Source organism: Arthrobacter sp. A2-55, assembly GCF_025548615.1.
Lineage (GTDB): Bacteria > Actinomycetota > Actinomycetes > Actinomycetales > Micrococcaceae > Specibacter > Specibacter silviterrae.
Genome location: NZ_JAJLOZ010000093.1, coordinates 1 through 15,608, shown reverse-complemented (window position 1 = coordinate 15,608; position 15,608 = coordinate 1). Strand labels below are relative to the sequence as shown.

At 67.1% G+C, this 15,608-nt stretch carries 12 protein-coding genes; 9 read left to right on the top strand and 3 right to left on the bottom strand.

Going from position 1 to position 15,608, the window contains the following annotated elements:
• A partial coding sequence (locus LPN03_RS18935; RefSeq protein ID WP_316255858.1) for a DUF2891 family protein occupies positions 1-1,063 on the top strand: 1,063 nt, incomplete at its 5' end.
• A gap of 99 nt (positions 1,064-1,162) precedes the next feature.
• Here the strand turns inward: LPN03_RS18935 and LPN03_RS18930 are convergent.
• Positions 1,163-2,812: a flavin monoamine oxidase family protein gene (locus LPN03_RS18930; RefSeq protein ID WP_410468621.1), complete on the bottom strand. Its 1,650-nt coding sequence runs from the start codon at positions 2,810-2,812 to the stop codon at positions 1,163-1,165.
• 3 nt (positions 2,813-2,815) lie between these two features.
• Positions 2,816-4,285, bottom strand: a complete 1,470-nt coding sequence (locus LPN03_RS18925; protein ID WP_165181418.1) for an amino acid permease — start codon at positions 4,283-4,285, stop codon at positions 2,816-2,818.
• A 256-nt stretch (positions 4,286-4,541) separates the two neighbouring features.
• Between LPN03_RS18925 and alr the strand changes: the two genes are divergently transcribed.
• Both alr and LPN03_RS18915 read left to right on the top strand, forming a co-directional pair.
• A complete protein-coding gene (gene alr / locus LPN03_RS18920; RefSeq protein ID WP_262455487.1) occupies positions 4,542-5,717 on the top strand; it encodes an alanine racemase in 1,176 nt (391 codons plus the stop codon).
• Positions 5,707-7,323, top strand: coding sequence for a PucR family transcriptional regulator (locus tag LPN03_RS18915; RefSeq protein WP_262455486.1), 1,617 nt, complete (start codon positions 5,707-5,709; stop codon positions 7,321-7,323). Before alr ends, LPN03_RS18915 begins: the two co-directional genes overlap by 11 nt.
• A 105-nt stretch (positions 7,324-7,428) precedes the next feature.
• Here LPN03_RS18915 and LPN03_RS18910 read toward each other — a convergent pair whose 3' ends face one another.
• Positions 7,429-8,226, bottom strand: a complete 798-nt coding sequence (locus LPN03_RS18910) for a carbon-nitrogen hydrolase family protein (protein ID WP_262455485.1) — start codon at positions 8,224-8,226, stop codon at positions 7,429-7,431.
• 193 nt (positions 8,227-8,419) lie between these two features.
• On the opposite strand from LPN03_RS18910, the gene LPN03_RS18905 reads away from it, so the two are divergent.
• From LPN03_RS18905 to LPN03_RS18880, 6 genes are all read left to right on the top strand, one after another.
• Positions 8,420-8,938 (top strand): gamma carbonic anhydrase family protein, encoded by a 519-nt coding sequence (locus tag LPN03_RS18905; protein WP_262455484.1) that lies wholly within the window; start codon positions 8,420-8,422, stop codon positions 8,936-8,938.
• Between the two features lie 95 nt (positions 8,939-9,033).
• Positions 9,034-10,239, top strand: a complete 1,206-nt coding sequence (locus LPN03_RS18900; protein WP_165181348.1) for an ROK family transcriptional regulator — start codon at positions 9,034-9,036, stop codon at positions 10,237-10,239.
• Positions 10,240-10,360: 121 nt separating this feature from the next.
• Positions 10,361-11,941, top strand: coding sequence for a multiple monosaccharide ABC transporter ATP-binding protein (mmsA, locus tag LPN03_RS18895; protein ID WP_316255857.1), 1,581 nt, complete (start codon positions 10,361-10,363; stop codon positions 11,939-11,941).
• A 24-nt stretch (positions 11,942-11,965) separates the two neighbouring features.
• Positions 11,966-13,234, top strand: a complete 1,269-nt coding sequence (gene mmsB / locus LPN03_RS18890) for a multiple monosaccharide ABC transporter permease (RefSeq protein ID WP_165181347.1) — start codon at positions 11,966-11,968, stop codon at positions 13,232-13,234.
• A gap of 58 nt (positions 13,235-13,292) precedes the next feature.
• Positions 13,293-14,390, top strand: a complete 1,098-nt coding sequence (locus LPN03_RS18885) for a sugar-binding protein (protein ID WP_262455488.1) — start codon at positions 13,293-13,295, stop codon at positions 14,388-14,390.
• Between the two features lie 104 nt (positions 14,391-14,494).
• Positions 14,495-15,592, top strand: a complete 1,098-nt coding sequence (locus LPN03_RS18880; protein ID WP_262455483.1) for a Gfo/Idh/MocA family protein — start codon at positions 14,495-14,497, stop codon at positions 15,590-15,592.
• Positions 15,593-15,608: the final 16 nt, after the last annotated feature.

The following is a 15,608-nucleotide window of genomic DNA, read 5'->3' as shown; positions in this document are numbered from 1 at the left end:
GACCACCGCCCCCGACGCCGCCGCCCGCATGGATTCGCTGGCCAACCACTACGCCGGGATCGTCCTGGACAACCTGGCCCGGCCTTACCCCTACGCTTCCCACCATGTGGAGACGTCACTGGCGGACAGGCCCAGCCCGCAGGAACTGCACCCCGCGTTTTACACGTCCTTCGACTGGCACTCCTGCGTCCACATGAGCTGGCTGGGCGTGACGCTGCTGGGCCACGGGCTCGACGCCGGCCTGGACGCCCAGCTGCGCACGGCCCTTGCTGCGAACCTGACGCCGGAAAACCTGGCCGTTGAGGGCGCGTACCTGCTGAACAACCCCAGTTGGGAGCGCCCCTACGGCTGGGCCTGGCTGGTGCGGCTCGCCGCGGCGGCGGCCGCTTCCACCGATCCGCAGGTCAAGGCGTGGGGCGCCGCCCTCGATCCGCTGGTGGACATCGTGGCCGGGCTCGTGGCGGGTTGGGCGGAGAAGGCGGAATTCCCGGTCCGCCACGGCCTGCACACCAACGCCGCCTTCGGCCTGGGCCTCCTGCTCGACGCCTTCCGCGCCCTGGGGCGCGACAAGGCGGCTGGTGTGTGCGAGCAGACTGCGCTGCGCTGGTTCAAGCACGACGCCGGCTGGCCCGGCGGGTGGGAAATGAGCGGGCAGGACTTCCTCTCCGCGGGGCTGAGCGAAGCCGACCTCATGGCCCGGGTGCTCGATCCCGAGGCGTTTGCCGAGTGGTTCGCCGCCTTCCTCCCGGACCTTGGCCCGGACTCGCGGATCCTGGCAAGGTATTCGGTCACCGACGAATCCGACGGCTACCTGGCCCACCTGAACGGGCTCAACCTGACCCGGGCCGGGCAGCTCATTCGCATCGGCCAGGCCCTCCGGCATGCCGGGGCAAACGGCGGCCCCGACGCCGGACAGCTCGCCGCAGTGGTGGACGCCGCCGTGCCGCTGCTGCTCGAGCCGGGCCTGGCTTCCGTAATGACGGAAGAGTTCATGTCCAGCCACTGGCTGGCCAGCTTCGCCTGGGACGCGCTCGCCTCCGCCGCTCTCCACCCTCAACTGTGAGTCAGAAACTGCACGGTATTCGCCCAAAACGAGGGGTTTTCGTGCAGTTTCTGACTCACAGTTGGGGGGGGTTGTCGATTCTCGAACGGGACCACCGGGTCAGTCGAGGGACATCGGGCCAATCTCCGGAAGAAGCTCGCCCGGCCCGGGATTCCCCTCGGCAGACGTGCCGCCCAGGTGGCGCACCACGCCCCAGACGGCGTTCAGCGCCGTGGTGACGGCGCCGTCGGCCCAGCCCGCGGTCCAGGAAACATCGTCGCCGGCCAGGAAGATGCCGCGCTGCGAATCCGGCAGCCCGTCCTGCGCAAAGTGCGTGAACAGGCGCTGCTGGTAGCGGTAGTGCCCGGGCAGGTTGGCCTTGAAGGCACCCATGAAGTTGGGGTCTGCCTCCCACGAAACGGTGATCGGCGCGCCCACAATGTGGGACGCGATGTCCACGCCCGGGTAGATCTGCGCCAGCGAATGCAACATCAGCTCCACGCGTTCCTCGGCGGAGAGCGCCAGCCACTTCAGCGCGTCGTCGTTCCAGGTGTAGGACAGCAGGATGACGGCGGGCTTGTCGGGGCCGTTGTCCAGCAGGTACGTGGCGCGGTTGAGCCGGTCCGTCAGCGTCATGGACATGGTTTCGCGGCCCGTGGCGGGGTCAATGTCCTTCCAAAACGGCCGGTCCACCATGACAAACGTCTTGGACGACTGCATGTAGTGCGACCGCTCAATGGCCGTCCACATGGGCGCCGCGAACAGCGATTCCTCCGTGTTGATGCGTGTGGACAGCAGCCACGACTGGCAGGTGCTGACCACGGCGGCGAAGCGCTGCACCCGCCCCCACCGTTCGGTGATCTCGAGGGAACCGTCGCCGGCGCGGGCGATCTTCGCCACGGCGCCGCGCGGGGAGCCTGCATGCAGCGAGCTCAGCGAGGTGCCTTCGGGCCAAAATTCCAGGCCCGACGGCGCGTCCCGCCAGAGTGCCTCGGGGAGCCTCTGCGCCCCGCCTGAAATGCTGCGGTGGCCGTCGTCCGCATCGGTGTAGACCACACGCAGGATCTCCAGGATGGAGTTCGGGAAGTCGGTGTCCCAGCCGCCCGTGCCAAAGCCCACCTGGCCAAAGGCCTCCCGGTGCCCGAACCCTGCCTTCCGGAAGGAGGCGGAGCCGGCGATGAAGCCGTAGAACGTTTCCTCGTCCAGCTCCGGGACCAGTGCGTTCCACAGTTCCTTGATACGCCTGGTGTCCCGGGCCCGGATGGCGTCCTGCATCTGCGTGAACGCGGCGCCGTCGTTCACGGCGTCCTTCCAGGCCCGCGCCACCTCGCGGAAGAATTCGGGCAGTTCCGCCTCGGTGGTGGCGTAGTGCCGCTTCCCGGCCAGCTCGATGACGGTGCTGGAGGTGGCCTCGGCGAGCGGGTTGGGGAACGCCTCGGTGGACAGGCCCAGCAGGTCCACATAATGGTAGAAGGCGCGGCCGGACACGGGGAAGCGCATGCCGCCCAGGTCGGCCGTGACGTCTGGGGCGCCCGGGAAGCTGGCCGTGCGCAGCCGCCCGCCGATCTGGTCCGCCTCGAAGATGACTGGCTTGAGCCCCATTTTCATGAGCTCGTACGCGGCGACAAGCCCGGAGAGCCCGCCGCCGATCACGGCAACCTCCGTCCCGTAGGCTGCGGCGGGCACGCTGCCCAGGCCGGCCGGGTGCGCAAGGTAGTGGTCGTAGCTGAACGGGAAATCGGGGTTCAGCATGGTGATGGCTTCGGTCATGCCTTACGGTACCTTTGCCTCGGGTGCGGCGGAAGCGGCAGCCGGGGACCCGGCGTCGAACATGTCAGTGGTTTCCAGGGACTGCGCGGAGAGTTCGTCGTACTCTGCAACCGTCAGGGCGGCCACGCGGGAGTGCTTGCGGCCGTAGCCAAAGTACGCCAGCAGGCCCACCAGCATCCAGGCAACGAAGACAATCCAGGTGACGCCGCCCAGGTTGACCATCAGGTAGATGCACATGAGCGAGCCCAGGATGGGGGTGACCGGGTAGAAGGCCACTTTGTAGCTGCGCTTGAGGTCAGGGCGATTGCGGCGCAGGTAGATCACGGCCACGTTGACCAGCGCGAAAGCAAAGAGCGTGCCGATGCTGGTTGCGTCGGCGAGCGCGCCCAGCGGGATCAGGCCCGCGGTCAGGGCGACGGCGATGCCCACGATCAGGGTGCCGGCCACGGGGGTGCCGCGCTTGGCTGAGATGCGGCCGAAGATTTCCGGGACCAGGCCGTCGCGGGACATGGACATCAGGATGCGGGTCTGGCCGTAGAGCACGGTCAGCACGATGGAGGCGATGGCGAGCACGGCGCCCACGGAGAACACCAGGCCCATCCACGGCTGGTGCGTGATTTCAAGCAGGATCTGCACCAGGGCGGCCTGCGTGCCCTCAAACCAGGTCCACTGGCGGGCGCCCACGGCGGCCACAGCCACCAGCACGTACAGCGAGGTCACGATCAACATGGAGAGCATGATGGCCCGGGGCAGGTCGCGCTGCGGGTTCTTGGCTTCCTCCCCGGCCGTGGAGGCGGCGTCGAAGCCGATGTAGGAGAAGAACACGCGTGAGGCTGCCGCGGAGACGCCGGCGGCGCCCATCGGCATGAGCGGGCTGAAGTTGCCGGCCTGGAAAGCGGTGAAGGCGATGGCGCAGAAGAAGAGCAGGATGATGATTTTCACGAACACGATCACCGTGTTGATGACGGCGCTTTCCTTGGCGCCGCGCACCAGCAGGAACATGGCCAGCAGCACAATGGCCATGGCGGGCAGGTTCAGGAATCCGCCCGAACCCGGCGGCTGGGAGATGAAGTCCGGCAGCGCCCACCCGAAGCCGGCCACGGCCTCGTTGATGTACTGCCCCGCGCCCACGGCCACGGCTGCCACGGACACCGCGTATTCGAGCACCAGGCACCAGCCGCAAATCCAGGCCATGCCCTCGCCGAGGGTGGCGTAGGTGTAGGAGTAGCTGGAGCCGGAGACCGGGACCATGCCGGCCATTTCCGCGTAGGACACAGCCGAAAGCAGGGCCGCGACGCCGGCGATGAGAAAGGAGATGAAGACGGCGGGCCCGGCCAGCGGCACGGAGTCGCCCAGGATCACCAGGATGCCGGTGCCCAGGGTGGCGCCCACGCTGATCATGGTCAGCTGCAGCACGCCAAAGCTGCGCACCAGCTTCCGGCCGTCGGTGCCGTTGCCGGCTTCGTGGAGCATCTGGCCCAGCGGCTTGCGCCGCATGAGCTGGGTGCCAAGCCCGACGGCGGGGCCGCCGCCGCGGTTGTTGCCTTGCGGCCCGCGTCCCTGCGGGCGTGGTGCGGTCGCCTTTGACCGCTGGCTGAGTTGATCACGCAGTGTCATCCTCTTGATCCAATTCTCTCGAAAGCCTGCTGGAGGCGCTGTTCCCGTTTCTCAACAATAAAGCTGTGACCCACATCTCAACGTAGTGCAAAACATCCTGTACGCTATCTCCATGAGACAGAATGCACTACCAGCCTCCGTTGTGGCGGAGCTCACCACCGGCACGGTCAGCGTGGACCTGGATGCCATCGGGCACAATGTGGGAATCCTGCGGGAACGCACGCGTTCCGCGCACTTGATGGCCGTCGTCAAGGGTAACGCCTATGGGCACGGCCTGCTGGAGACGGCCCGGACCGCCCTCGCCGCCGGCGCGGACTGGCTCGGCACGGCACAGCTCTCCGAGGCGCTGGCCCTGCGCCGCGCCGGCATCACGGCCCCCATCCTAGCGTGGCTCTACTTGGCCACCACCTCCGGCGGCGCCATGGCCGAGGCGGTGGGGAACGACGTCGACATTTCCCTGGGCAGCCCGGCCCAGCTTGAGGTGGTGGCCGGCATAGCAAGCGGGCTGGGCCGTACCGCGTTCATCCACCTGGAGCTGGACAGCGGACTGAGCCGCGGCGGCGCCCGGCGCGAGGATTGGCCGGCCCTGGTGGCGGCCGCACGGGCGGCGGAGCTCAGCGGCTCCGTCACGGTCCGCGGCGTGTGGACGCACCTGGCCTGGGCCGACGTCCCCGCCCACCCGGCCAACACGGCCGCCGTCGCCGAGTTTGAGGAGGCGGTCCGGGAGGCGTTCGACGCCGGGCTGGCGCCCACCCTGCGACACGTGGCCAGTTCGGCGAACATCCTGGCCCGGCCCGAGTTCCACTTTGACATGGTGCGCGCTGGGCTGGCCATGTACGGCCTCTCCCCCGCAGAGCACATGGACCCGGCCGACTACGGGCTGCGCCCCGCGCTCTCCGTCACGGCCCCCGTGGTGCTGGTCAAGCATGTGCCGGCGGGCACCGGCGTGAGCTACGAACACCGCGCCATCACGCACGAGTCCCGCTACCTCGGCCTGATCCCGCTGGGTTACGCGGACGGCATACCGAAGGGGATATCCGGCAGCAGCGTGGTGATGGTGGGCGGCCAAAGGGTGCCGGTGATCGGCAAGGTCTGCATGGACCAGTTCATGGTGGACCTGGGCCACGAGACTTCCGTGCGCGTGGGCGAGACCGCCCTGCTGTTCGGCGACCCGGCCGCCGGGGCCGCGAGCGCCGACGACTGGGGCGCCGCCATCAACAGCCACGGCGACGAGGTCATCAACCGGATCGCGCCCCGGCTGCAGCGGGTGTACACCCATGGCCGCTAGCACCGACGGCGGCACCTCCGGGCGGGTGCGCTCGCTGCCGCTTTCCACGGAGGAAGTGGAGTCCCGCTTCCGCTCCGTGACGCTGTCCCAGTTCCTGGCGGAGCTGCCGCATGAGCTGAAGATCCTGCACGCCGCGGACCTGGACGCCCGGCTGCGCTGGGTGGAGCCCAGCGAACTGGCGGACCCCACCCCGTACCTCATGGACGGCGAGTTTGTGCTCACCGCCGGCCTTCCCCTGATGGACGACGGCGGCACGGCGGACGCGGTCGAGGCCTACGTGGCGCGGCTGGCCGTGGCCCGCGTCTGCGCCCTGGGCTTTGGCCTGACCCCGTACCATGATGCGGTGCCGCCCGCATTGGCGGCGTCCTGCCGCCGCCACGGGATCACACTGGTGGAGGTGCCGCCGTCCGTCCCGTTCGCCGCGATCGGGCTGCAATTTGCGCAGCTGCTGGAATCGGATTCGGCGAAGGTGTTCCGCAGCCTGGCCGAGACCAACCGGCTGCTGATGCGCTCCGTGCTCTCCCCGCGCCCCGACCAGGAGGTGCTGGCAACGCTGGTTCAGCGGGTGCCCTGCTGGGCCGTACTGGTGGGGGCCGACGGCAAGGTGCGGGCGCGCGCCGGAACCCGGCCGGCCGACGTCGTGCTGCTGGGGCCGCTGCTGGAACGGCTGTTCCAGGGCTCGGGCCCGCGCATTGAGCTGGACCGCTACCCGGCGGAGGGGTCCGAGTTTGTGGTGGGGCACCCGCTGCGCAGTAACCGCGACGTCAACCTCGGCGCCCTGGTGATTGGCTCCGCGGAGCGGCTGTCCCCGGCGCACAACAACATAGTTTCCGCCGCCGTCGGGCTCCTGGAACTGCTCTCGCGCCAGCGCACCAGCGGCTCCCTGGCACCGAGCCAGCTGGCCACCGCGCTGCTGCTGCACCCGGAAACACTGGCCGCCGGAACCTCACGGCAGATAACGGCGGCGAAGGACCTGCTGGCGCAGAGCCTTTCCTCCTCCCGGTCGGCGCCCATGCGGGTGGTGCAGGGCGTGAATGTGGATGCACCGCAGTGGCGCAGCACCGACAGCCCCGTGCGGGAACTGCTGCAGTGGCGGCGGATCTTCGACACCAAGCTGGTGGAAATCACCGACTACGGCTTCGCGGCCGTGACCCGGCTGAAGGTGGACGAGGCAGCCGTGGCCGAGGTGGAACGGCTGGGCTGGCGGCTGGTGGTGGGGGACCCCGTGGAACCCAACGACCTCCCGGCCGCGTATCAGCGGGTCGGCTCGCTGCGGGCCCGGGCCCGGGCCACCTCGGAGACGCTGCGCGTGGATTCGGTGACGTGGTCCGTCACGGGCCTGCTGGGCCGGGAGGCCGGCACCATGCTGGCCGGGCAGGTCCTGGCGCCGCTGCTGGAACTGGAGCCCGAACGGCGGGACGTGCTGCTGGAGGTGCTGCGCGGCTGGCTCACGCACAATGGCAGCTGGGACGCCACGGCCAAGGCACTGTCGCTGCACCGCAACAGCGTCCGCCGGCACATAGGCGCCGCCTTCGAGCTGCTGGAGCGGGACCCCAACGACCCCCAGTCCCGCGCCGACCTCTGGATTGCGCTGCAGTACCTGTAGGCCGGTGGTCGAGCAGCGAGACCCGGTGGTCGAGCAGCGAGCCCTGCGAGCGCGTCGAGACCCGGCGGCGGCCCGGGATTTCGACAAGCTCAATCAGCGGCGGCGCTACCCGTTCTCCCACTCGCGGTAGAGCTCCGGGCGGCGCTCGGCCAGGTAGGGCACGCCTGCGCGCGAACCGCGGATCGCGTCCGCGTCCAGCTCGGCGTACAGCAGCTCGGCGCCGATCCCCGCGGAGGCCAGGACGCCGCCGTCGGGCCCGGCAATGATGCTGCCGCCGCCAAAAGTGGTGCCGTCCTCGATGCCGCAGTGGTTGGCATAGGCCACGGCCACGTGGTTTTCCAGGGCCCGCGCCCGCAGGATGATGTTGGGGACCTCGTCAAAGCCGTGTGCCAGGGCCGTGGGCACCAGCACCGCGTCGGCGCCCCGCACCGCGGCAGCCCGCACGGTTTCGGGGAATTCCACGTCGTAGCAAATGACCATGGCAAGGTTGAGCCCCATGAACTGCACGACGCCGGGCGGCCGGCTTGCGGGGGAAAAGGCCTTGCGCTCGTCCCCGCCAAAGAGGTGCACCTTGCCGTACGTGAGGAGTTCGGTCCCGGCAGCATCCAGCAGGGTGGCTGAAATGCCGGGACGGGTGCCGCCGCAGTCCCCCGGCAGGCTGTACACCAGGCCGATCCCGTGGCGGCGCGCTGTTTCCGCCAGCGCAGCCCGGATGTCCGGCAGGCGAGCCATGTCAAAGTCTGCGTGGATGCGCAGCGGCGCGTAGCCGAGGGGGAACAGCTCCGGCGTCAGCAGCAGCTGCGCGCCGGCGGCCGCGGCGTCCCGGGCGGCGTGGTCAATGGCGGCCAGGTTCGCCGCCACGTCCAGCGGGCGGGCCTGGGCCTGCATGAGTGCCAGCAGCATGTGGGGGCTCCTCCTCGTAGGGTTTCCCTCAACAGTAATGCCGGCGGGGTCCGGCCGCCCGGGCGAAAAATACTGCGGCGCAGCACATTTGGGACGATTTGCCCGTTGCGCCGGCGTGGATCTGGGTAGCATCGGCTGTGACAGTGAAATGCCGGCACGTGAATTGACGGCACCCAAAGGAACGGACCCCACCATGAACCAGCTCATCGACTTCGACGGCCACTCGCCCTCCGTCCACGAATCGGCCTTCGTGGCGCCGACGGCCACCCTCATCGGCCAGGCCTCCCTCGGTGAGGATTCCAGTGCGTTCTACGGCGTGGTGGTGCGCGGCGACACGAATTCCATCACGGTGGGGGCCGGTTCCAACCTGCAGGACAACGTGGTGCTCCATGCCGACCCAGGCTTCCCCACCGCCATTGGCGACGGCGTCAGCGTGGGCCACAATGCAGTGGTGCACGGCTGCACCGTGGAGGACAACTGCCTGATCGGCATGGGCGCCACCGTCATGAACGGGGCCGTCATCGGCGCCGGTTCCCTGGTGGCCGGCGGGGCCGTGGTCCTGGAGGGCGCAGTGATTCCCGCCGGTTCCCTGGTGGCCGGGGTGCCCGGCAAGGTCCGGCGGGAGCTGACCGCGGAGGAACAGGAGCATGTGCGGGAAAACGCAGCGCACTACGTGGAGCTGGCCCGCAAGCACAAGGCCATCCACAGCTGACGGCGGCAGGCGCTTGACTAAACCCGCTTAACGCAAATCACAAAACTCGCGTTAACTTCTTGACCTCAAGGGCGGAGTAGGGCACGCTTTTGTTTATGTTCGACGACGAAACCACCGCGCGCCCCAAAGCCGGCCGATCCGCCAATCCCGGATCGCAATCCGCCCTGCGGATGCGCAACCAGCTCCGGGTGACGGACCAGCTGCTGCGCGGCGGGCCCGCCACCCAGGCAGAGCTGTCCAGAATGACCGGGCTGTCGACCGCCACCGTGTCCAACATCGTCAAGAGTATGCACACTGCCGGCCTGGTCAGCCTGACACCCACCACCAGTTCCGGGCGGCGCGCACACTCCGTGCGCTACGTCGGGGACAGCTCCATTGCAGCGGGAATCGACTTTGGCCGCAGCCACCTCCGCGTGGTCCTGGCCAACCGCTCCCATCAGGTGGTGGCAGAACGTGAGATCCCGCTTCCCCTGGGACACGATGCCACGGTGGGCATTGCCGCCGCCGCCAAGCTCCTTGAGGTGCTGCTTGCGGAAAATGGCATTTCCCGCTCGAACCTGATCGGCGCGGGAGCCGGAATCCCGGGGCCCATCGACCGGCGGACGGGGAAAGTCATCCAGGGCGCCATCCTGCCCGAATGGGTGGGCATCAACCTCCATGAACGGCTCAAGTCCGCCCTGAACCTGCCCGTATTCATTGAGAATGACGCCAACCTCGGCGCCCTGGCCCAAATCTCCTGGGGCGCCTTTGCCGCCGTCCCCAACCTGGTCTTCGTCAAGATCGGCACGGGCATCGGTGCCGGCCTGATCGTGAACGGGGCGCTGTATTCCGGCAGCATCGGGGTGACCGGCGAAATCGGGCACCTGACCATCACCGAGGCCGGACTGATCTGCCGGTGCGGGAACCGCGGCTGCCTGGAAACCATAGCCTCCACGGCCACCATGATCCAACTGCTCAGCCGCGACAGGTCGCAACCCATCGACGCGGAGGACATTGTCCGGCAGGCCAAGTCCGGGGACCCCACCACCTTGCGCGTGCTGGAGGACGCCGGCACTGCTGTGGGCCGCGCACTCGCCACGATCTCCAACCTGATGAGCCCGGATGTCATCGTCATCGGCGGGCCATTGGCCACCCTGGGCGAACTCCTGCTCACACCCGTGCGCCGCGGCCTGCTGCGCCACGCCGTGCCCGTGGTCGGGGAGAACACCACCCTGGCCACCTCGTCGCTGGGACCGCGCTCGGAAGCCCTGGGCGCCGTGTCGCTGGTGTTTCAGCACGAGCCCTCGCAGCAAACTTTGTAAAACCGTTACCATCCTGTTGCGTTAAAGGCTTGACGTCAACGCCGCAACCGAGTTGAATCTCCTAAGTACCAAATTTTGATGTACCGCATCACACCCACTCACCTGTTGTGGCTGTGGGGCAATGACAAAGACGTCCGTCTTGGAAAGCGACACGCTCATGCCGTCCGCAAACCCCATCATTCTTCAGATGCAATCCATTACCAAGGAATTTCCCGGCGTCAAGGCCCTCTCCGACGTCTCCATCACCGTCCGCGCCAGCGAGATCCACTCAATCTGCGGCGAAAACGGGGCCGGCAAGTCCACGCTCATGAAGGTCCTCTCCGGCGTCTACCCTTACGGCAGCTACGACGGCGAGATCGTGTTCCAGAACGAGGTCTGCCAATTCAAGGACATCCGGGCCAGCGAGCACGCCGGCATCGTGATCATCCACCAGGAACTCGCGCTGATCCCCGAACTCTCCATCACCGAGAACATCTTCCTCGGCAACGAACCCACCAAGTTCGGCATCATCAACTGGGACGAAGCCCGGCTGCGGACCATCGAACTGATGGCCCGGGTCGGGTTGAGCGAGGACCCCGACACCCCCGTCAAGGAAATCGGCGTCGGCAAGCAGCAGCTGGTGGAAATCGCCAAGGCCCTCAACAAGTCGGTCAAGCTGCTCATTCTCGACGAGCCCACGGCAGCCCTGAACGAGTCCGATTCCCAGCACCTGCTGGACCTGATCCGCGGCCTGAAGGGCAAGGGCATCAGCTGCATCATGATCTCCCACAAGCTCAACGAGATCGAGCAAGTCTCCGACTCCATCACCATCATCCGCGACGGCAAGTCGATCGAGACCCTGGACGTCAAGGCAGACGGCGTGGACGAGGACCGGATCATCAAGGGCATGGTGGGCCGGACGCTCGAATCGCGCTTCCCCGAGCACACGCCCAAAATCGGCGAGGTCTTCTTCGAAGTCAAGAACTGGACCGTCAGGCACCCACAAATTGCGGACCGGCTGGTGTGCAAGAACTCCAGCTTCAATGTCCGCCGCGGGGAGATTGTCGGCTTTGCCGGCCTCATGGGTGCCGGGCGCACCGAGCTGGCGCGCTCCCTCTTCGGCCGCTCCTACGGCCACTACATTTCGGGGCAGATCATCAAGGACGGCAAGGAAATCACCCTTCGCAACGTCCCCGAGGCCATCAAGCACGGCCTGGGCTATGTCACCGAAGACCGCAAGACCCTGGGGCTGAACCTGCTCGACGACATCAAGACCACCACTGTCGCCGCCAACCTCGATGCCATCTCCAAGCGCTCGGTGGTGAACCTTGACAAGGAATACGAGGTGGCCGAGCAATACCGCAAGCAGCTGCGCACCAAGACGCCCAGCGTGGATGAGGGCGTGTCGAAGCTTTCCGGCGGGAACCAGCAAAAGGTGGTCCTGGCCAAGTGGATGTTCACCGACCCGGACCTCCTCATCCTGGACGAACCCACCCGCGGGATCGACGTCGGCGCCAAGTATGAGATTTACGGCATCATCCAGGCCCTCGCCAACCAGGGCAAGGGCGTCATCGTCATCTCCTCCGAACTGCCCGAACTGCTGGGCATTTCGGACAGGATCTACACCATCTTTGAAGGCGCCATCACCGGCGTCCTGAACAAAAGCCAGGCCAGCCAGGAATCGTTGATGAAACGCATGACCGCTGCCAAGAAATCTGCCTAGACCAAGGGAAGAAACAGGACCCCCATGAACGCCATCAAACAGCTATTCGGCGGCAACACCCGCCAATTCGGGATGATCTTCGCGCTCGTCGCCCTGATCGTCTTCTTCCAGTTCATGACAGGCGGAGTGATTCTCACCCCGGACAACGTCATCAACCTGGTCAATGGCTACTCCTACATCCTGATCCTGGCCATCGGTATGGTGCTGGTCATCATCGCCGGCCACATTGACCTCTCCGTGGGCTCCGTTGCCGCCTTCGTGGGCATTGTGGTGGCCCTGACCATGCGTGACTGGCACCTGCCCTGGTACATGGGGATTGTGGTGGGCCTGGTGCTGGGTGCCCTGATTGGTGCCTGGCAGGGCTTCTTCGTGGCCTATGTGGGCATCCCGGCCTTCATCGTCACCCTGGCCGGCATGCTCCTCTTCCGCGGCGCCAACCAATACTTCGGCAAGTCCCTGACCGTGCCCGTGCCCACCGACTTCCAGTTCATCGGCGCCGGCTACCTGAATGAAGTCGGCCCGGACACCGGCTACAACAACCTGACCCTTTTGGTCGGCTTCATCATCGTCGCCGCCCTCATCTGGAGCGGGCTGCGCAACCACCGCAAGGCCGTGGCGCTGGGCGCCGACGTCAAGCCCCTCTGGGTCACCATCACCAAGCTCGTAATCCTGTGCGCCGTGGTCCTCTACGCCACCTACCTGTTCGCCACGGGCCGCCCCGGCACGTCCTTCCCGGTCCCCGGCATCATCCTGGGCGTCCTGGTCCTGGCCTACGGCTTCATCGCCGCCCGCACCACCATCGGCCGCCACATCTACGCAGTGGGCGGCAACAGGCACGCAGCCGCACTCTCCGGCGTCAAGAGCAAGCGCACCGACTTCCTGGTCATCCTCAACATGGCCGTGCTGGCCGGGCTGGCCGGCATGATCTTCGTGGCCCGCTCCAACGCCTCCGGCCCGTCCGACGGCGTCGGCTGGGAACTGGATGCCATTGCCGCCGTCTTCATCGGTGGCGCCGCAGTCACCGGCGGCGTCGGCACGGTGGTGGGCTCCATGATTGGTGGCCTGGTCATGGCCGTGCTGAACAACGGCCTTCAGCTGATGGGCGTCGGTTCGGATATGACCCAGATCATCAAGGGCCTGGTCCTGCTGGCCGCCGTCGTCTTTGACGTCTACAACAAGTCCCAGGGCAAGGCGTCCTTCATCGGCCTGATGATGAAGAAACTGGGCGGCCGGGACAACCCGGACCTGGCCGTGGCCGAACCCCTCAGGGACGCCGTCAGGACCGAATCCTAATTCTTCCCCGAAGCACCACCGAGCAACACTTCACGTAACCCAACAGAAAGTGAACACCATGTTCAAGCTCAACAAGGCTGCCAAAACCATGGCGGTTGTCCTGGCGGCCTCCGCCCTGGCACTGACGGGCTGCGGACGCGCGGCTGCGCCCGCAGCGTCCTCCGGCGCGGCAGGCGGTTTCGCCGCGGACGCGCTGATCGGCGTCGCTCTTCCCCAGAAGACCAGTGAAAACTGGGTCCTTGCAGAGAAACTCTTCAACGACGGCCTCACCCAGGCCGGCTTCAAGGGCGACGTCCAGTTCGCCAACGGCGGCGTTGCCGAGCAGCAGAACCAGATCAGCGCCATGGTGGCCAAGGGCGCCAAGGTCATCATTGTCGGCGCCATCGACGGCGGCCAGCTGGGCACGCAGCTCAAGCAGGCCAAGGATGCCGGCGCAACGGTCATCGCCTACGATCGCCTGCTGCTGAACACCCCGAACGTGGACTACTACGTGGCCTACGACAACTTCAAGGTCGGCGAGCTCCAGGGCCAGGCCCTGCTGGACGGCATGAAGGCCAAGAAGCCGAACGGCCCGTACAATATCGAGCTCTTTGCCGGCTCCCCCGACGACGCCAACGCCAAGGTCTTCTTTGACGGCGCCATGAAGATCCTCCAGCCCAAGATCCAGGACGGCACCCTCAAGGTTGTTTCCGGCCAGAAGACCTTCGAGCAGGCAGTGACCCAGGGCTGGAAGGCCGAGAACGCCCAGAAGCGCATGGACTCCCTGCTGGTGGGCAACTACGGTTCGGCCGCCCTGGACGGCGTGCTGTCCCCCAACGACACCCTGGCACGGGCCATCATCACCTCCGTGAAGGCCGCCGGCAAGCCCGTCCCGACCGTCACCGGCCAGGACTCCGAGGTTGAATCCGTCAAGTCCATCATGGCCGGGGAGCAGTACTCCACGATCAACAAGGACACCACCGCGCTGGTCAACCACGCCATCGAAATGGTGAAGGGCCTGCAGAAGGGCACCAAGCCGGAGATCAACGACCCCACCTCCTACAACAACGGCACCAAGGTTGTTCCGGCGTTCCTGCTGGTTCCCAAGATCGTGACCAAGGCCAACGCTGCCGAGGAATACGCCAATGACAAGGTGCTTGGCCCGCTGACCAAGTAGCCCCACCCAAGGCAACACAACAGCCCAAGGCCCCGTCCGGCGTCGTGCATCACGACACCGGACGGGGCCTTCGCCATCCCCCCAATAGCTGGCAGAATGGCGCCATGACCATTCCCCGTTATGTCGGCCGTCCCGACTGGTACACCACGTTCAACCCCGAGACGCTCTCCGCCACCGGCGCCCCGCTGCGCTGGGGCGTGGTGGCCACCGGCAACATCGCCAGGACCGTCACGGCGGACCTGGCCCTGCTGGAGGATGCCGTGCTGTCGGCCGTGAGTTCGCGCAGCGGGGCCAGCGCCGCGGCGTTTGCCGAGGAGTTCGGCTTCACCTCCCACTATTACGACGGCGGTCCGGACGGCCTGGGTGCCCCGGGTTACCTCCAGCTGGTGCAGGACCCGGCGGTGGATGTCGTCTACATCGCCACCCCGCACGCCCAGCATTACGACATTGCCAAGGCGGCCCTGGAAAACGGCAAGCACGTTTTGTGCGAAAAGGCGCTGACCATCACTGCTGCGGAGGCACGTTCCCTGGCGGCGCTGGCCCGTGAACGGAAGCTGTTCCTCATGGAGGCTGTCTGGGCGCGCTTTGTCCCGGGCTTCCAGCGCGCGCTGGAGATCGTTGCCTCGGGCGAGATTGGCGAGGTGAAGTGGGTGCGTGCGGACCTCGGCTTCCCGGCCCCGCTCGACGACACCGCCCGCATTTGGGCCCCGGCCGACGGCGGCGGAGCCCTCCTGGACATCACGGTTTATCCGCTGCTGTGGGCCTGGGCCACGCTGGGCAAGCCGGCCGCCGTGGCTGCCACCGGCGAGCTGACGGCCCTCGGCGTGGATGCTCAGAATTCGCTGTCGCTCAGCTATGCCTCCGGGGCGCAGGCGCAGCTGATGAGCTACCTGGTGTCGCAGGGGCCGCGGGTGGCCACGGTGGCTGGAACGGAGGGGTTCGTGGAGACGGTGGGCTCCCCCAACAACCCCAAGGGGCTGCGTGTCTCGGTGGGCTGGGACGGGGTGCGCACGGAGTCATTCGAGCACCCGGGCCGCGGCTACACGTACCAGCTGCGCGAGGTGACCCGCTGCATCCAGGCCGGGCTGACCGAATCCGCCACCATGCCGCTGGACGACTCCGTGGCCATCATGGAACTCTTCGACGAGGCCCGCCGCCAGCTCGGCGTCACGTACCCCAACGACTCCCGCACCGACCTCTAGCGACCCTCCCTCACCT